Annotated in this window: 17 protein-coding genes and 1 pseudogene; 8 read left to right on the forward strand and 10 right to left on the reverse strand. The window is 43.4% G+C overall.

Annotation, left to right across the window (positions count from 1 at the left end; all coding sequences use genetic code 11):
* The first annotated feature begins 291 nt into the window (after positions 1-291).
* The 3 genes from acpP (at position 292) to JUI58_RS19945 (ending at position 2,269) form a co-directional block, all read left to right on the forward strand.
* Positions 292-561, forward strand: a complete 270-nt coding sequence (acpP, locus tag JUI58_RS19935) for an acyl carrier protein (protein WP_204105565.1) — start codon at positions 292-294, stop codon at positions 559-561.
* Positions 562-665: 104 nt separating this feature from the next.
* A complete protein-coding gene (fabF, locus tag JUI58_RS19940; RefSeq protein ID WP_239121600.1) occupies positions 666-1,922 on the forward strand; it encodes a beta-ketoacyl-ACP synthase II in 1,257 nt (418 codons plus the stop codon).
* A gap of 194 nt (positions 1,923-2,116) precedes the next feature.
* Positions 2,117-2,269 (forward strand): chlorophyll a/b-binding protein, encoded by a 153-nt coding sequence (locus JUI58_RS19945; RefSeq protein WP_204105566.1) that lies wholly within the window; start codon positions 2,117-2,119, stop codon positions 2,267-2,269.
* Between the two features lie 158 nt (positions 2,270-2,427).
* Here JUI58_RS19945 and JUI58_RS19950 read toward each other — a convergent pair whose 3' ends face one another.
* The 3 genes from JUI58_RS19950 to JUI58_RS19960 all read right to left on the reverse strand — a co-directional run bounded on the left by JUI58_RS19950 (position 2,428) and on the right by JUI58_RS19960 (position 5,177).
* Positions 2,428-2,958 carry a DUF2062 domain-containing protein gene (locus tag JUI58_RS19950; RefSeq protein ID WP_204105567.1) on the reverse strand — a complete coding sequence of 177 codons (531 nt, stop codon included), beginning with the start codon at positions 2,956-2,958 and terminating at the stop codon, positions 2,428-2,430.
* Positions 2,959-3,084: 126 nt separating this feature from the next.
* The gene (gene cobQ, locus JUI58_RS19955) at positions 3,085-4,563 is read right to left on the reverse strand and encodes a cobyric acid synthase CobQ (RefSeq protein WP_348539933.1); all 1,479 of its coding nucleotides are present in this window, start codon (positions 4,561-4,563) and stop codon (positions 3,085-3,087) included.
* Positions 4,564-4,775: 212 nt separating this feature from the next.
* Positions 4,776-5,177, reverse strand: a complete 402-nt coding sequence (locus tag JUI58_RS19960; RefSeq protein WP_204105569.1) for an Npun_F0494 family protein — start codon at positions 5,175-5,177, stop codon at positions 4,776-4,778.
* A 90-nt stretch (positions 5,178-5,267) separates the two neighbouring features.
* On the opposite strand from JUI58_RS19960, the gene JUI58_RS19965 reads away from it, so the two are divergent.
* Complete coding sequence (locus JUI58_RS19965) at positions 5,268-5,702, forward strand: peroxiredoxin (protein WP_204105570.1); 435 nt, start codon at positions 5,268-5,270, stop codon at positions 5,700-5,702.
* Between the two features lie 67 nt (positions 5,703-5,769).
* On the opposite strand, the gene JUI58_RS19970 is transcribed toward JUI58_RS19965, so the two are convergent.
* Complete coding sequence (locus tag JUI58_RS19970; protein ID WP_204105571.1) at positions 5,770-6,141, reverse strand: hypothetical protein; 372 nt, start codon at positions 6,139-6,141, stop codon at positions 5,770-5,772.
* 230 nt (positions 6,142-6,371) lie between these two features.
* On the opposite strand from JUI58_RS19970, the gene JUI58_RS19975 reads away from it, so the two are divergent.
* Together JUI58_RS19975 and rpsU are read left to right on the forward strand one after the other, a co-directional pair.
* Positions 6,372-6,620 (forward strand): RNA-binding protein, encoded by a 249-nt coding sequence (locus tag JUI58_RS19975; RefSeq protein ID WP_204105572.1) that lies wholly within the window; start codon positions 6,372-6,374, stop codon positions 6,618-6,620.
* A gap of 292 nt (positions 6,621-6,912) precedes the next feature.
* Positions 6,913-7,092, forward strand: coding sequence for a 30S ribosomal protein S21 (gene rpsU, locus JUI58_RS19980; protein ID WP_204105573.1), 180 nt, complete (start codon positions 6,913-6,915; stop codon positions 7,090-7,092).
* 123 nt (positions 7,093-7,215) lie between these two features.
* Here the strand turns inward: rpsU and JUI58_RS19985 are convergent, their stop codons facing one another.
* Genes JUI58_RS19985 through JUI58_RS20000 form a run of 4 tightly spaced genes read right to left on the reverse strand, consistent with a single transcriptional unit; the run spans position 7,216 to position 11,609 of the window.
* On the reverse strand, positions 7,216-9,282 hold the full coding sequence (locus JUI58_RS19985; protein ID WP_204105574.1) for an AAA family ATPase: 2,067 nt from the start codon (positions 9,280-9,282) through the stop codon (positions 7,216-7,218).
* 13 nt (positions 9,283-9,295) lie between these two features.
* On the reverse strand, positions 9,296-9,469 hold the full coding sequence (locus JUI58_RS19990; RefSeq protein WP_204105575.1) for a hypothetical protein: 174 nt from the start codon (positions 9,467-9,469) through the stop codon (positions 9,296-9,298).
* Between the two features lie 28 nt (positions 9,470-9,497).
* Positions 9,498-10,973, reverse strand: coding sequence for a DNA phosphorothioation system restriction enzyme (locus JUI58_RS19995; RefSeq protein WP_204105576.1), 1,476 nt, complete (start codon positions 10,971-10,973; stop codon positions 9,498-9,500).
* 45 nt (positions 10,974-11,018) lie between these two features.
* On the reverse strand, positions 11,019-11,609 hold the full coding sequence (locus JUI58_RS20000; RefSeq protein WP_204105577.1) for a thylakoid membrane photosystem I accumulation factor: 591 nt from the start codon (positions 11,607-11,609) through the stop codon (positions 11,019-11,021).
* Between the two features lie 343 nt (positions 11,610-11,952).
* On the opposite strand from JUI58_RS20000, the gene JUI58_RS20005 reads away from it, so the two are divergent.
* A complete protein-coding gene (locus tag JUI58_RS20005; protein ID WP_275414381.1) occupies positions 11,953-12,975 on the forward strand; it encodes a fatty acid desaturase in 1,023 nt (340 codons plus the stop codon).
* Positions 12,976-13,313: 338 nt separating this feature from the next.
* Here JUI58_RS20005 and JUI58_RS20010 read toward each other — a convergent pair whose 3' ends face one another.
* Entirely contained in the window at positions 13,314-13,763 is a 450-nt protein-coding gene (locus tag JUI58_RS20010; RefSeq protein WP_204105579.1) for a YlqD family protein, read from the reverse strand.
* A gap of 73 nt (positions 13,764-13,836) precedes the next feature.
* Entirely contained in the window at positions 13,837-15,780 is a 1,944-nt protein-coding gene (locus tag JUI58_RS20015; protein WP_204105580.1) for an AMP-binding protein, read from the reverse strand.
* A gap of 432 nt (positions 15,781-16,212) precedes the next feature.
* Between JUI58_RS20015 and JUI58_RS20020 the strand changes: the two are divergent.
* Positions 16,213-16,637, forward strand: a pseudogene (locus JUI58_RS20020) (hypothetical protein); the annotation flags it as partial.

Genomic DNA, 16,637 nt, shown 5'->3' on the forward strand with positions numbered 1-16,637 from the left:
AGGAACTCACCGCTAAGTCCTCCGGACTCTAGCGGGAGCTTGAAAAAGCCCTAACCTGACCAGACTCAGCGAGAAATCGCTACGTTATTTAGATGGGGCAATGCTGATCAAGGGCTGACTAGGGCGATCGCCATCCCCCGATGTCAAACAAGCCTAGGGGACTACCAGGGTCTGTCAAATTCCCTCAAATTTCCTCAAATTCCCTTAACAAGATCGCCCCCCGATGCGATACGATAAAAAATACTGAAAATTTTATAAAATTTCATTGCCAACAATTTGAGGAAAGTATTAATGAGCGACTCTACTTTTGAGAAAACTTTTGAGAAAGTCCAGAAAATTATCGTCGATCAGTTAGAGGTTGACGAAGAATCAGTGAAACCCGAAGCAACCTTTGCAGACGACCTTGGAGCCGACTCTCTCGATATTGTGGAATTGGTGATGGCCCTTGAAGAAGAATTCGATATCGAAATTCCTGATGAAGCTGCCGAGAAAATAGAGACGGTACAGTTAGCGGTAGATTACATCAACGAGAAAATTGAGAAAATTTCCACTCCCGCTTAGGTTTAACTGCATTAATCCTTCTTAGCAAGTAACCGTCCCACGTTTTTTATTGGCGATCGCCTCTCTGCATTCAGGGTTTATCACCCCATCACTCATCTGGAATTATGACTAATTCGCATTTGCAACGAAAAAGAGTTGTCATCACGGGTCTTGCCGCAATTACCCCGATCGGCAATACCTTGGCAGAATATTGGCAAGGACTAATGGAGGGTCGCAATGGTATCGATAGGATTACCCATTTCGATCCCTCCCAACACGCTTGTCAAATTGGTGGCGAAGTCAAGGGTTTCGATCCCTATGACCATTTACCCCGGAAAGAAGCAAAACGAATGGATCGCTTCTCTCAGTTTGCCGTTGCTGCCAGTAAACAAGCTCTCACCGATGCAAAACTGGAAATTGATGATTTGAATGCAGATCGCATTGGCGTATTGATCGGTACCGGAGTAGGTGGCATTAAAGTCATGGAAGATCAGCAAGAGGTGTACTTAAATAAAGGCCCCTCTCGCTGTAGCCCTTTTATGATTCCCATGATGATCGCGAATATGGCGGCGGGACTCACGGCAATTCATACCGGAGCAAAGGGACCAAATACCTGTGCGGTAACGGCTTGTGCGGCGGGTTCTAACGCCATAGGGGATGCCTTTCGCTTAGTTCAGGGGGGCTATGCCGATGCTATGATTTGCGGCGGGACAGAGGCAGCTATTACTCCTCTTTCTTATGCGGGTTTTGCCTCAGCACGAGCGCTATCGACCCGCAATGATGACCCCAAACACGCTTGTCGTCCTTTTGACAAAGACCGGGATGGTTTTGTCATGGGAGAGGGTGCCGGGATTCTTATTATTGAGGAATTAGAATCTGCTCTCCATCGCGGTGCGAGAATCTATGCTGAAATTGTGGGTTATGGCATGACCTGCGATGCCTATCACATGACCTCGCCAGTACCGGGGGGACTCGGAGCCGCTCGAGCCATTGAACTTGCTTTGAAGGATGGGGGACTCACTCCCGATCGCATCAGCTATATCAATGCTCACGGTACCAGCACCCCTGCTAACGATCCGACGGAAACCCAAGCGATTAAAAAAGCCTTGGGAGAATATGCTTATCAAATTCCTGTCAGTTCTACCAAGTCCATGACGGGGCATTTATTGGGGGGTTCTGGGGGGATAGAAGCTGTCGCTACGGCTATGGCGATCGCCAATGATCGCGTCCCTCCCACGATTAATCTCGAAGAACCTGACAAGGACTGCGATCTCGACTATATTGCCAATGAAAGTCGCAGTGTTAGCGTCGAAGTTGCCCTTTCCAATTCCTTTGGATTTGGCGGCCATAATGTCACTCTAGCCTTTCAGAAATACCATTAAGTGGCAAGGCTCTCATCAGAGGGAAAAAGCGATCGCGAAACCCTGATACTCGCGATCGCTTTTGTTTTCGAGGGGGTTAATCTTTAAATCTTTAATAGCCGGTTTCTTGCTATTTTTGTAAATTTTTGTTACATTAGGTTTATGGAGCTTGACAAAAGCCTCATTTTCTATCTTTCTCTCTATCTAGAAAAACTATGAACGCTCAAGAAAATTCCACCCCTAAATTTGGTTTCACTGATAAAGCTGAGAACTTGAATGGTCGCCTTGCTATGATTGGTTTTGCGGCAGCGATCGCCGTCGAACTGATTACGGGACAAGGGGTTCTCCATCTCTTCGGACTGATGTAGTTTTACATTAATTTCGAGATTTCCTAGCCGGAAAAGCAGGAAATTCTCGTGTCAAGATACTTGGCGATCGCATTCTTCCTCTTGTGAGAAAAAGTGCGATCTTCTTTTTGAGCAGAACCGATGTTATATTGATTGATCGAGATGCTATCGAGCCAGTTTTAAGGCTTCCGCGATCGCCTGGCTTGACGATAGCGTTGAATAAAAGCCAAGCTGAGAAAATAACCCCAAATAGCTGCAATTAAACCCACCACAAAACAGCCAGCAAATAAACTCAGTGCAAAATCCGATCCCACCTCTAACATTTCGGGAGAATTCCAATCAATCGTTTCTAAAGCAATATTTTGGCCTCCCAATAACCCTCCCAATAACCAACGTCCCACGGCAAAATTAAAGCTATAAATTGGAATGTATGTGAAAGGGTTGCTCACCCAAGTAGCGGCGGCGGCGGCTAATTTATTACCGCGAAACAAAGCAGCCAGAAGCAAACCAATAATAGTTTGTAGTCCAAATAAGGGGAAAAATCCGGCAAACATTCCCACAGAAACCCCTCTGGCGATCGCCTTGGGACTGCCTTCTAAACGCAACAGGCGAAAATAGTAATACTTGCCAGATCTCCACCACCAAGATTGAGATTTACGGTGTTGAGGATGAGATTGAGGTTCAGAATCGGGAAGGGAAGAATTCCGCATTCTATAGATATAATTGTGGTCTTTTTCTAGATTAACTTAAAATAATGTGCTGATCGCCAGCAACAAAAAGCTATTCTCGCTGAAGATGAACGCGATCGCGAAGGATTAGAAAAGGGACTCGAAAAACTAACTGGGCAAAAGTGGCTTTAAATCTACATTTTCTGCGACCAAATCGGCGATCGCATCTAAAATAGCCTCCCGTTGTTCTCGATAATTAGGCACACCTGTAGGCAAAGAAATTAAACCTCGTCCCTGCCTCACTTGATTGAGCCACGATCGCCGCCAGGGTCCATTATCGAATAATCCGTGCAAATAGCAACCCCAGACAGAAAAAGAAGAATTAACCAAACCTAAACCCGTATCGCTGAATAAGTAATGGCATGGGGGAGGTTCTGAAGATTTAGTGAGAATAGTTGTGCGTCCCTGATGAATCTCATACCCATCGATGGGCAACGATTGCGGATAATTCGACGTACAGACGCGCTGGCGCACGATTTTGCGGCGATCGAGAGTCGTTCTCACAGGTAAGAGTTTTAATCCTGTTATTTGGCGATCGCTTCCTTCCAAACCGTCGGGATCGCTCACACTATGTCCCAGCATTTGGAAACCACCACAAATTCCCAAAATTATCCCCCCCGCCGCCGCATAATCTTGTATTTTAGCCGTCATACCGCTTTCGTGCAAGGCTTTGAGATCGGAAAGTGTTGTTTTCGATCCTGGAATAATTACCGCGTCAGGATAGCCTAAATCCCCCTCTAAACCCACATATTTAATCTCTACGGTAGGTTCTGACTCGAGGGGATCGAAGTCCGTAAAATTGGCAATTCGAGGTAGGCGAATCACCGTAATGGTCAATTCTCGATTGGGTTTGCGCGATCGCCTCTCTAATAACGAAAGCGAGTCTTCTGCTGGGAATATCCCCTCTCGCCAAGGAATGACCCCTAAGACAGGGATTTTAGTGTAGTTTTCCAGCCAATCGATCCCCGATTGTAGAAGCGATCGCTGTCCGCGAAACTTATTGATCACCACACCCTTGATTAAGGCTCGTTCATCGGGGTCTAATAATTCTAAGGTGCCAACAACATGAGCAAATGCCCCACCGCGATCGATATCTACGATCAACACTGTCGGCGCACTTAAATATTTTGCCACCCGCATATTCGTTAAATCTCGATGTTTGAGATTGATTTCTGCCGGACTTCCTGCCCCCTCACAAACTACAAAATCAAATTCACCGGCTAAATGTTGTAGAGATTCTTGAATTGCACTCCAACCGCGCTCAAAAAAATTCTCGTAATAGTCCTGTGCGCCAGTATTCCCGATCGCCTCTCCTCGCAGAATAACTTGAGAGGTCATATCCCCTTGGGGTTTGAGTAAAATGGGGTTCATCTCCACCCAGGGGCTAACCCCTGCCGCCCACGCTTGTACGGCTTGGGCGTAACCAATTTCACCCCCTGTCGAAGTCACATAGGCATTCAAGGCCATATTTTGGCCTTTAAAAGGAGTTACTCGCCAGCCTTTACGAGAAAAAATGCGACAGAGTGCCGTCGCTAACATAGATTTTCCTGCGTGGGATGTGGTTCCCACTACCATTATTGCTTTCACTTAATATAGGGAGTTGGGAGTTGGGAGTTGGGAGTTGGGAGTTGGGAGTTGGGAGTTGGGAGTAGGAAGTTGGGAGTTGGGAGTTGGGAGTTGGGAGTTGGGAAGATTTATTAGGACTTACGCAGCTAGGGAGCGAGACGCTCCCACTACTGTATTCTCTGGCTATGGTAGTGCGGGCAATCTTGCCCGTTAATGCGTAAGTCCTATTTATCTTAAATCGGGAGTCTTAGCCAGCGATGTGCGGCATTGGCAATGCGATCGCACCATGATACGGAAGAAAAGGAATCTTCTTGCATTTCCCATTGTTTCACGAGTTGGTGTCCTAAAGGGGTGAGGCGAAAACTGTCGGTAATACCTTGTCCGTCTACTTCTCGCCGCAATAAACCCACTTTAATCAACCAAATTAAGTTGCTTTCTGCACTCAATTCTAACAGGGGATGCTGGGTGTAGTTTTTTTCTACCCCCGAAGATGCGGCGATCGCATTTAAAGAAATTCCCTGCGATCGCATCGCCGCAAACAAAGTTAAAGTAAAAGGCGCACAACCCAAGGCACGAGAGGCGCGATCGAGGGTTGGTTGGGAATAAATAATAGGGGGTAAAGTCGAACTGGACATGGCGATCGGGCGAACAATAAAAAGGTTACTGTAAACTATTGTAAAATTTAAACAGAATAAATATTTATCTCTCGGAGGAATTCAAAGTTCATGGCATTAACAGTTGGCACGAAAGCACCCAGTTTTACCACCAAAGACGATCAAGGAAATACCGTCTCTTTGACGGATTTTGCAGGCAAAATTGTTGTTTTATACTTTTACCCTAAAGATGATACGCCAGGGTGTACGAAACAGGCTCAGAGTTTCCGAGATCAATATGAAGAGTATCAAAGCAAAGATATTGTTGTCTTGGGGGTGAGCATGGATGACGAAGCCTCTCACAAAATGTTTAAAGAAAAATACGGTTTACCCTTTACTCTCCTTACCGATACTGATGGGGCAATTACTAAAGCCTACGATGTAGAAGGTGGTGGTTATTCCAAGCGCGTCACCTATGTTATCGATGCAGAAGGCACGATCTCGAAAGTTGATGCGAGTGTCAATACATCTACTCATGCTCTAGATGTTTTAGCTACCCTCAAATAAACTGCAAGTTATGGCGCGAGGGATGTAATGATCATTACATCCCTGTTCTTTTTTGCTACTTTTCCCTTTAACTTTCTGGTTCTGCCTCGGGTGCAGTGGTTTCGGGTTGTGCATTCATTTGTTCCCGAATGCGATCGAGTTGCTGACGGCGAAATTCCTCACTAGCGCGATTGAGTTGGCGGTGGGTGTCTTGTTGGAACTGACCCATCGATCGCCCGTTACTAAAATTAGCATTATGAATCAGATTGAGGGGATTAAAATTGCTTCCTCCATCGCCAAACATAGGATCGCTTTCGCTACCCTGAAAGCCCTCGGTTGTTGAATTATGATGGAGGGGGGTTTGTTGAGCATTGGCCTCCTGTCCTCCGAAGATCGGGGTAATTCCCAGACCCAACAAGAGGCTAACACCAGTAAGAATCGATAAAGATTGATGTTTCATGATCTTTTCTAGATATTGCGATCGCGACAGATAACTTTAAAGTGTATTGGCTAGATGAAACCTTGTACTCTGAACTATTATATCTTATCTGCTTTCTCAGGATTTCCATGCTATGCTGTAAAATGGAAATTCGGAATCAGCAGAAAAGTTCGTTCTCTAAAGAACAGGCTTATTAGCGGCTCTTAGTTTCCTTCTTTATTTTTGGTTTGGTTTGATTCGGGAGATACACAATGTCAATTTATGTGGGAAATCTCGCTTATAGCGTAACCCAAGAACAACTAGAATCCATTTTTGCTGAGTATGGCACCGTTAAGCGGGTTTACCTTCCCACGGATAAGGAAACCGGTCGGCCTCGGGGCTTTGGTTTTGTGGAAATGGAAAATGAGAACGACGAAACCGAAGCAATAGACAAACTTGATGGTGCGGAATGGTTCGATCGAGTCTTAAAAGTTAATAAAGCAAGACCTCGAGACAATTAATAAGAACAAATCGAGAGAAGTCATTTTTTAGCGGTTTTACCTTTGAGTTTTACCTTTGAGGGTGACTTTCAAAATAAAGTTTCCCTCGTGCTAAACTGAAGGTTCTACAATTTCTAAATCCCCAACGAGTCTAGCGTTTGGAATCCTGGGGATTTTGTCTGACTGTCTTTTATCTGAGTTTCAATGCGAATCTGAGTTCGATTCAAGGAACTTCATATTGTTCGTGTTGGCAGATTCTCATCGTACATAACATAATAAAATTAAAACGTTCAATACTGTAGGAGGAATCCGAATGACTCAAGTCACCGTTGGTGAAAATGAAGGAATTGAATCAGCACTGCGCCGTTTTCGACGAGAAGTATCCAAAGCTGGAATTTTCGCAGATATGAAGCGTCTGCGCCATTTTGAGACTCCCCAAGAAAAGAAGAAACGCAAGGCGATCGCCAGACGACGGAAAAAGCGCTTCAATTAAACATTACAGAATTTAACAGAATTTTACAGAATTTATAAGCAAGCAGCCAAGATTAACTGAAATACAATTGCGATACAATGGCGGTATTACAACTATGATTATGATTATAATTATAGTTGTATTTTATGCGCTTGTAACTTCAATAATTTCTGTATATTCGTAGGGTTCTGAGGATTGTTTGACTAACGGATAATTTTTGTTATTAATGGCGATCGCATCTTCTTCGCAATCAGATTTGGGGGAATGATAAAGAAGGACATATTCTCTACCGATAGAATTTTGAATTTCTGTAGCCACTTCGCCGCGCCATTGTGTTTTAGTCACTAATACCACCAATTGATTAGCAAGTTTGGGAATAGTTCTGGCGACTTGTCGGCGATAAATTTCATCTAAACTACCAAAAGGGGAATCCATAACAATGGGAAATGTACTGCTATCGGGACCCATTAAGGTTGTTGTTTGACTCCACTCTCGAACCCGATCTATAATACCACTAATAAAGGCTAAACTGAGAATTTGATTTTCTCCTGTGGAAGCAGCCACGGGAAGGGCAATTCCTGATGTATTTTCCATCAGTGTTAGTTCGTATTCTGGACTCAAACGCGGGATATAAGGTGTAAAAGAAATCTGACTAAAAATCTCTTGGACTCGTTGTTCTAAGGATAAGCGAAATTGTTTTTCTAGCCGCGATCGCACTTCAATTAATCGCGCGATCGCATCCTGTGTTACGGAGATGCGTCGTTGTGCGAGAGTTTGTTTTTCTTCTTTTAATTGCTGTTTACTCATTTGTTTTTCTAGTACAGTAATTTCTTTTTCTAGGCGATCGCCTTCTTGTTGATTTCCCCCTTGTTCTAGGGTTAATTCGCGAATCATTTCTTCAGTTTCATCTAAGCGTTTTTGCAAGTCTTGGATATTGTCATCAGGATAAGTTCTCAGTTTTTGCTTCAGATCGTCGAGTTCGTTTTCGACTCTCGCTAATTCTCGGCGATCGCGATCGGTTTGTGATTGTAGGCGATCGACATTTTGCCAAAATTCAGGAATTTGTTTTTCCAATTCTCCTACCCCTGCTTCTAAGCGAATTGCTGCTTCTTCTACATCCGCCATTCCTGCTTTATTCATCCATGCGGAAACCTCTTGATAGGTTGGAGTTTGTTTCAGCAATTCTGTCCCGCAAATACAGCGTTTTTGGTTTAAGAGATTTTGGACAAAGCGTTGTTTGATTCCGGAAGGAAGTTCTCCTTGTTCTCGTAAATTCTTGACAATTGCTTTAAAATGTGTATTGATTTTTGGCGTTAAAATTGTATAGCCGTTACTAGAAATTAAGCGTTTTAAATCTTCTTTTGTTGTCCCTAAATTTTTGCGAATATCTTTTTCTTGTTTTTCTAATTTATCTTTCAGTTTTTGTAAGTCTTTCGCACCACTCAACTTTAATAACTGCTGGTTAATACGCTGTTTCAAGTCTGTATAGAGTGCAAGTTTTTTGATTATTTCTTCTTGTTTCTCTAACAAGCGATCGCGTTCCTGTTCGAGTTTTTTCTGCTCTTTTAGAAGTTCTTTAGTTTCAGAATTACCAATCGCTTTTAATTCATCTTGTAGTTTTCGCTTCACTACCTTTAAATGGTCAATAGAACGATCTAAAACTTTAACACCGAGTAATTCCTTCGTGTCTTCAGCGATATTATTTTTGCGATCGGAACGAAAGAAATGATCGATACGTTCGCCATCAAAAAAGAAATATTGGTGTAAACTTTCTGGGAGAATGCGCCCAATAACATCTTCAGGTTGTTGTGAGGGACAAATCCAACGTCCATCCTCTTTTCCTACTCGCAGAAATAATTTACTTTGGTTGTATTGAATCTTCTCATTTTGATCGCGACAAGCATAACATTGTCGCTTTAATTGATAGTGTTTATCTTCATGTTCAAAATAAATTTCTACATGACATTCTACCGAAGTGCCGATATTTGCCTCTTGAATTGCACGGGTGTTAATCAACAGATCGGGGGAGGCAAAAGCGGCGGTAAATTTTTCATAAAGTACCCAAGTAAACGCATTGAGTAGGGTGGTTTTTCCCGCACCATTATTGCCATGAATAACCGTTGTATTTTGCTCGCCATTCGCCAATTTAATTGTCGGTGTTTTGCCATAAAATTGACGGAAATTACAGAGTTTAAGAGAAATTATTTTCATTTTGCATTGGGTTCTATTGAATAACTTCTTTGATAATCTTGAGAATATCATCATTGATATTGCGAGGACTGCGCTGGTACAGTTTTTCTTTTTCTAATTTGAGAACTTGTGCGATAATTTCTTGTACTTCAGAGGACGCACTGGTAATCGGTTCTTGAACTTTTTGAACATCAACATTAATTTTCATGTTTAGATAATGAGTAAATATTTTTGTATTAATTGTTCATGGATAATTGGTATTTTTCTTGGAGGATTAAGATTTTTGCCTTAGCTTCCTCTGCATTTTCAGCAAGATTAGCAAATTCCAGAAAACGAATTAATTCTTTTCGTAATAAATTGCGTTCGACTTCCCAAGTTTCGCGATCGAGATCGGGAGGGATAACGATCGCATCAAATAAAGTTGCTTGGGTTTTACCTGGATGAGGTCGTAAAATTCTACCCCGACGCTGAATAAATTGGCGCGGATTGCTCGTACTAGCCAGAATAACAGCATTTTGAATCGCAGGAATATCAACCCCTTCATCAAGACAATGAATAGAGACTAAACCTTGCAGATCCCCCCGTTCAAATTGCTCTCGCAGTTGTTCCCGTTCTGCTAAAGACGTATCTGCTGTATAAATATTAACGCGATAGCCCAACTCCGTCCCTAAAATGCGCGTTATGGCCTCCAATTGACGACTTTGAGAAGAGTCTTCAACCGTACCATCGCCGCAATAAAAGAGGGTGTGAGTGGTATCGAGGCGAGTTTTCATCAAATCTCGGACAAGATCGAGTTTATTCGCAGCAGCACCAATGAGACGCGATCGCTTCATCAATAACGAAGTCAGGTTTTCATTCGATTTTAAGTTATTATTTTCCGACAATGCCCAACCAATCTGCTTAGTTAGTTTGGCATAGATGACCGCTTCCAGGGGAGTTAATTCTACCAGTAAAGGATAGTAGAAATAACGAACTAAAGCACCGCGATCGATCGCATCTTTAAGGGTGAATTCTGGCTGTAGAACCCGCCCGAAATAGCCCCAGAGAGCATCCGTGCCATCCTCATCAAAATAGCGCTCTGGAGTCGCAGAAAGAGCAAGACGCAAACCAATATTGCGTGGTAAACATTCTTCCATGCGCGGCGACCCTAAATGATGCGCTTCATCGCCAATAATGAGGGTTTTAGGAGGGAAAAATTTAAGCTGGGATTGAAACCCCTCAGTGATAAAAGTAGAATTAGTAACAATAACCGTCAGGAAAGCGCGATCGCCAGTGCGAAGATTGTAGATTTGAGTGGATAGTTCGTTTTGCCACTTACGAACCCTCTCAAAGGCAAGGAGAGGCTGGAGATTGAACCTTTCGCATTCCCTCCCCCATTGAGTAACGAGATGACGGAAAGGACAAACAACCAAAAGAACTTGTAAGCCGATTTTACGATAGAGTTCCGTCGCGATCGCCAAAGCTGCAATAGTTTTCCCGCTTCCCGTCGCCATTTTCAGAATACCCCTTCCCTTATTGCGAAACCAATTCTCAACCGCTTGCTGTTGATAATCTCGCAATTGCAGAGAAGAGGGAAACTCGGGAATGTCTCGGACAGAAGCATAATACTTTCCCTGACCCTCAGAAACGCGACGAGAACGAGAAACAGCAGCATATTCATTTGCCAACCTCTCCCAGTCGATCGCGCTGATCTCGTCCCATTCAACCTTCATCCCTCCTCTCCCAGCTATCAACTCTCAACTATCAACTATCAACTATTATTCCGCCATTTCTCCACTAAACTCGTTATAAGAACGTCTTTGTAGTTCGACGGAACTGGTTCGAGGTTCGAGATTAAAGAGTTCTCGCAAGATATCATCAAGTTCCTCATATTTAACCTGTCCCTTTCCATTAAAGCGAACCTGATCTTCCGCATCAAAAATAAGAATTTGCGGGACGGCTCCCTCGTAATAGTAACCAGGTTCATCTGGTTGATAAGAATCTTTAACGGGAATAGAATCGGCATTGATGGGGACAAACACCACAACTCGTCCGTAAAAGTCCTTCAGGTGAGAAATAACACTGGCAAAGCGCTTGCAATCGCGACTATCATCAATATAAAAAGCCAAAATGACTGGTTTGGGTAGACTAAGCGCTGCTTTGAAGGTCGAACTCGCTGGAACCAAAGAGCCATCCCCAGCATAAAGGACAAAAATATTGCCATCATAGCGATCGCTCTCAACATCAGCTTGAGCGGGAGACAGTACCAAAAAGAAACAGGTTAGCGCGATCGCCAGACCCAACAAACAGCGATGCAGCCAAATTTGCCCCCGCATTACCCTGAACTCATCCAGATGAGAATGTATCATAAATTCAATTGACGTTTAATGTAAAATTCAAGGAACGGATACGGAATTCGATCTCTCCTCATTTCGGCGATCGCACCTTCTTCAAATCCGTTCCCTTTTGATTTAATTACCCTTAGCACAGAAAGCGACCATTTCTAGATACAAATTCTCTTAACTAGATCCAGCCTTTGATTTCGTTCTCAAACTCGAGCCAAAAAACGATCGTGAATGGGGGAGCGAGTGTGTTAATCTATCTTAACGTTTAGTAGATAAGGATAAAAAGTGACAACACTATTATCACTTTGGAGGATTTAGAGTGCAGGTTAGTACACAAAACCCTACAAAGTATTTGCGAGAATCAGAAATGCGATCGGTAGAACGGATCGAACTTCCCTTTACCCTACAAGATATCAAAACAGCGATTCCCCCGCATTGCTTTGAATCTTCTGTAGTTCGTTCTCTTTCCTACTTTTTCCTCGATATTGGTATTATCGCCGGATTATATGCCCTTGCTTATACCTTAGATTCTTGGTTTTTTTGGCCTTTTTTCTGGGTTGCTCAAGGTACCATGTTTTGGGCTTTATTTGTAGTCGGTCACGATTGCGGACATCGCTCTTTTTCTAAGTATAAATGGCTGAACGATCTTGTCGGTCATCTTTCTCATAGTCCGATTCTCGTCCCTTTCCACGGATGGCGCATCAGTCATCGCACCCATCACAAAAATACTGGTAATATCGACACTGATGAAAGTTGGTATCCCATCTCAGAATCTTATTACAATGAGATGCCAGCCTACATGAAGTTTCTGCGTTACCAGATGGTTTTGTTTCTCTATCCTCTTTATCTTTTTAAGCGATCGCCTGGTAAAGAAGGGACTCATTTTTTCCCTAGCAGTCCTTTGTTTAAACCCTCAGAAAAATGGGATATTATTACCAGTACGGTCTGTTGGGGGGCAATGATTGCACTGCTCGGTTTTTTGACTTATCAATGGGGAATAATCTGGCTGATTAAATATTACCTCATGCCCTATATTGTCTTCGTCATGTGGTTGGATTTAGTTACCTATTTACACCACACGGATCCGGATATTCCTTGGTATCGTGGCAAAGATTGGTATTTCCTCAAAGGTGCCTTATCCACTATCGATCATGACTACGGATTTATCAACAATATCCACCACAATATCGGTACTCATGTCGCCCACCATATCTTTTTAACCATGCCTCATTACCATTTAAAAACGGCAACAGAGGCAATTAAACCCATTTTAGGAGAATATTACCACAAGTCAGAACAGACTATTTGGCAAGCCTTCTGGCGGTCTTTAAAAACCTGTCATTTTGTTCCCGATTCCGGTTCTCCTGTTTACCATCAAAGCAATAAATAGGGGTTAAAGGTTTAATCTTAGGGAATAGAAGAGTTTGATTATCTATCTTCTTCTATTCCCCCATTAACTATAAAAAATTAAGGGGTGCATCTCAGTTTTGTAAAAATATAAAAACAGCGACCAAGATGCTCGCACTACCTCAATTTTATTTTGCGATCGCTGCCATTATTATTTTCGCTGGAAACTCATTTTCAATTCTCTCAATTTATAATTTGTATTTGGTTGTATTGCTGCTTATCGACCATCGCCCAAAAGAACAGAAAAATTTTGGGTTTGGGTTTTAGGGTTGAGAAGAGTAGATTTTTTTACTCTTCCGATGACCCATCACCCATTAACCCTTAAAGTTCGCCGCGAATTTCCTCAACAATACCATCACGAACAAGAACTTCAACTTGAAGTTTGCGAACTAAACTATCGCCAACTTCAACACTGCAAAATCCTTCGAGTTGACCTTGTAATACTTCTTGATCCATTTCTAAAGTAGCAATGCGATCGAGTTGTTGTAGAAGTTGGTTCTTTTTCTGCTGAAGTTCGCTTTTCTTTTGATTGACTTGATTTTGAATGCTTTCAATTTGTTGTAGGGCTTGAGGGTTAGTTAGGGCGGCTTGTTGCTTTTGAATTTCTTCCATTGCGCGTTGTCCCTGCATTTCAATTTGCTGGAACTGACCATCAAGTTGATTGGTTTGCGTTTGCAATTGCTGCTGCATTTCTTCCTTCCAGCGTGGTGTCACCACAACTTTAAGTTGAATTGGGCGCTTGAGAGTGAGTTGGGGTTTCGCTTCAGTCATTAATTTCTCTTCCTTTACCTGTTTTAGTGAATTGGGTTTAGCCGTGAGTTAAATTTTGCGATGAGATTATTTCTCACCCAAACATCCCGTCAATGATATCGCGATAGCGCTCCCTGACAACAGGACGACGAACTTTTAACGTTTGAGTCATCATGCCATTTTCCTGCGAAAAGGGTTCGAGGATCAGGCGAAAGACTTTAACTTGGTCGTCTGGTCGATAACCGGGGCGATTTTTAATGAGTTGTTTGAGTTCTCGTTGAAACAAATCTAAGATAGCTTGATTATCGATGTTTTTGCGGTCGCGAAGGGGGGAATTGGCCATATCACCATTACCGGCGATCGGCATTTGCAAGGCGAGATTTGCCGATTTTACCCATTTTTCTAGCGCTTCAAGATTAGGGACGATCAAAGCCCCCAACATCTTTTGGTCTTGTCCCACCAGCATAATTTGATCGATATAAGGGCTACAAAGACAAGCATCTTCAATGGGTTGAGGTTCGATATTTTCGCCGTTACTCAATACGATAGTGTCTTTAGCCCGTCCGGTGAGAACGAGGTTATTATCTTGTACCACCATCCCCAGATCGCCGCTATCAAACCAACCTTCGGGATCGATCGCCTTAGCCGTGGCTTCGGGCTTATTATAATACCCTTGCATAACCTGGGGTCCGCGAATTAAAACGAGTCCTCGCTGTCCCTTGGAGAGGGTTTGGCGAGTTTCGGGATCGACGATGCGAATTTCGGTTTCGGGAAGGGGGGGACCCGATGCCCCTTTGAGGTTGCGTTTGAGGAGGCGGGCGTTGGTAATAGGGGCGGTTTCTGTTAAGCCATAACCGACAATTAAAGGCACTTGGGTAATCTCGTAAAAGGTGTCGAGATGTCGCGCTAAGGAACCGCCACCACTAATGAAGGTTTTGACTTTTCCTCCGACGGCTTCTCGGACTTGTTTGTAAACGATCGCATCTCCTAAAGCATGAAAAGGTGAGAAAAGCAGCATTTGTAGTTTGGCTACTAGGCGATCGCCATCGGAAGGGTTGGGGCGATCGAGGCTCAAATTTTCCGAAATGCTTTTAGCTTTAACATACTTTTCGGAAATGCTAAAGAAGAAATTGATTATTTTTTGTAAGAGGGGGCTTTTGCTGCGAAATTGCTTCTGGACTCCTTCATAAATGGACTCCCAAACCCGAGGAACTCCCACCATAAATTGAGGTTTAAAGGCTTTTAAATCTTGTTTAAAAGTGCGAAGGCTGGTATAAATTTGCGTGCAGGCTTGAGAGAGGAGATAATATTCAGCGATGCGTTCGTAAGCGTGCCAACTGGGGAGAATCGCCAGGACGCGATCGCCAACTTCAGGTTTAATGACGGCGGGGGCAGCGATAATTTGATGCAGTAAATTGCCGTGGGAAAGCATGACACCTTTGGGTTTTCCTGTGGTTCCCGAAGTGTAGATTAAAGTGGCTAAATCTTGCCGCGATCGCTTCACGGGGGTGAAGGAAGAATCTTGTCCCAAGGTAATTAACTGGGGAAAATTCAGGATTTTTAGCGGCGTATCGTTGGGTGGTTTTTCGTCGGAAAGTAAAACAATAAATTCAACGGGAAGATCGTCAATTTCAGGTTTGAGTTTTTTCAAGGTTTGTATGTCTTGCACCACCAACCCCGTACTATCGCTATCCCGGAAAATGTAGAGGAGTTCATTTCGTTCTGCTTTTGCCGATCGCACTGCATTTACAGCCCCCGCAGCCATAATTCCCTGGTCGGCCACAAACCAACGGGGGCTATTATCAGCAAAGAGGGCAATTTTGCTCCCAGGTTTAACGCCTAGGGCTTGTATCCCCGCCGCAAATTGGCTAATCTTCTCGTAAAGTTGCTCATAAGTGAGGATAACTTCTGGTTTGGCGTGGGGATCGTGAAGGGCGATCGTTTTACCAAATTCTCGGGCGACTTGCGGCCAAACTTCTGGTAAAGAGTCTAGGGAGGAATGATCCAGGGGCTGAAAGGAAGAAACCGTTGTATTCATAGATGGCGCGTTCACGCTGCTAACAGGGGATGATGGTGCTGCTATCATTTTAACCACAAATTAAACTGCTTTCCTTCAACTTAGTCTGGGAATCTGTTGCATTTTCGCGATAGGGGACACAATACAAGCTGTCTTTAATTTTCTACTGAGAATCGGTGCAAGGATGTTAGCAGGGTTGCGGAAGGCGATCGCAGGGTGCATCTCAAAGTTGCAAATTGACAACATCTCCTCTCATAATCTAGGAAGCTAGGGATTTAGGAAGCTAGGGATTTAGGAAGCTAGGGATTTAGGAAGCTAGGGATTTAGGAAGCTAGGGATTTAGGAAGCTAGGGATTTAGGAAGCTAGGGAGCGAGACGCTCCCACTACAATACATGATAATTGAGGTAGTGCGAGCATCTTGCTCGCTGTTTTTACATTTTTACAAAACTGAGATGCACCCAAAAAACTTCCTTAGCGATCGCGTCGATTCGCTCCGCAAAGCATTACAAAATCCGGTGCAAAGAGGAACAGCACTGCGTCTTTTAGATTATCTGAATTTAGAGGAACGCCAGCAATTATTTCCAGATTTATTAGATTTAGCGAGTGTTGCTCATGCAGATATTCAGCTTTGTCGCGAGGCAATTTTATCTTTGCCTAAAACTTGGATTTTGGAGCATCTGGAAAATGAAGCAGAGTCAATCTTGAAAAATGGAACAGATGAAGAGTATCGGAGGCTTTTAGAGTTGTATTTGCGAATTGATGAGAAAATTACAGCGCGTTTAATTGAACGCTCCCCAACCAAATCAAAGATTATGGTTGGGGATTCTTTCAGCTACGAGAGACCTCGTAGCGTTCCCAGAACAACTGGCGTTCTCAG

Source organism: Spirulina sp. CCY15215, from assembly GCF_016888125.1.
GTDB lineage: Bacteria > Cyanobacteriota > Cyanobacteriia > Cyanobacteriales > Spirulinaceae > CCY15215.

Excerpts from the sequence above, each read along its gene's own strand:
- acpP (WP_204105565.1), top strand. The coding sequence starts at position 292 with ATGAGCGACTCTACTTTTGAGAAAACTTTTGAGAAAGTCCAGAAAATT.
- fabF (WP_239121600.1), top strand. The coding sequence starts at position 666 with ATGACTAATTCGCATTTGCAACGAAAAAGAGTTGTCATCACGGGTCTT.
- JUI58_RS19945 (WP_204105566.1), top strand. The coding sequence starts at position 2,117 with ATGAACGCTCAAGAAAATTCCACCCCTAAATTTGGTTTCACTGATAAA.
- JUI58_RS19950 (WP_204105567.1), bottom strand. The coding sequence starts at position 2,958 with ATGCGGAATTCTTCCCTTCCCGATTCTGAACCTCAATCTCATCCTCAA.
- JUI58_RS19960 (WP_204105569.1), bottom strand. The coding sequence starts at position 5,177 with ATGTCCAGTTCGACTTTACCCCCTATTATTTATTCCCAACCAACCCTC.
- JUI58_RS19965 (WP_204105570.1), top strand. The coding sequence starts at position 5,268 with ATGGCATTAACAGTTGGCACGAAAGCACCCAGTTTTACCACCAAAGAC.
- JUI58_RS19970 (WP_204105571.1), bottom strand. The coding sequence starts at position 6,141 with ATGAAACATCAATCTTTATCGATTCTTACTGGTGTTAGCCTCTTGTTG.
- JUI58_RS19975 (WP_204105572.1), top strand. The coding sequence starts at position 6,372 with ATGTCAATTTATGTGGGAAATCTCGCTTATAGCGTAACCCAAGAACAA.
- rpsU (WP_204105573.1), top strand. The coding sequence starts at position 6,913 with ATGACTCAAGTCACCGTTGGTGAAAATGAAGGAATTGAATCAGCACTG.
- JUI58_RS19985 (WP_204105574.1), bottom strand. The coding sequence starts at position 9,282 with ATGAAAATAATTTCTCTTAAACTCTGTAATTTCCGTCAATTTTATGGC.
- JUI58_RS19990 (WP_204105575.1), bottom strand. The coding sequence starts at position 9,469 with ATGAAAATTAATGTTGATGTTCAAAAAGTTCAAGAACCGATTACCAGT.
- JUI58_RS19995 (WP_204105576.1), bottom strand. The coding sequence starts at position 10,973 with ATGAAGGTTGAATGGGACGAGATCAGCGCGATCGACTGGGAGAGGTTG.
- JUI58_RS20000 (WP_204105577.1), bottom strand. The coding sequence starts at position 11,609 with ATGATACATTCTCATCTGGATGAGTTCAGGGTAATGCGGGGGCAAATT.
- JUI58_RS20005 (WP_275414381.1), top strand. The coding sequence starts at position 11,953 with ATGCGATCGGTAGAACGGATCGAACTTCCCTTTACCCTACAAGATATC.
- JUI58_RS20010 (WP_204105579.1), bottom strand. The coding sequence starts at position 13,763 with ATGACTGAAGCGAAACCCCAACTCACTCTCAAGCGCCCAATTCAACTT.
- JUI58_RS20015 (WP_204105580.1), bottom strand. The coding sequence starts at position 15,780 with ATGAATACAACGGTTTCTTCCTTTCAGCCCCTGGATCATTCCTCCCTA.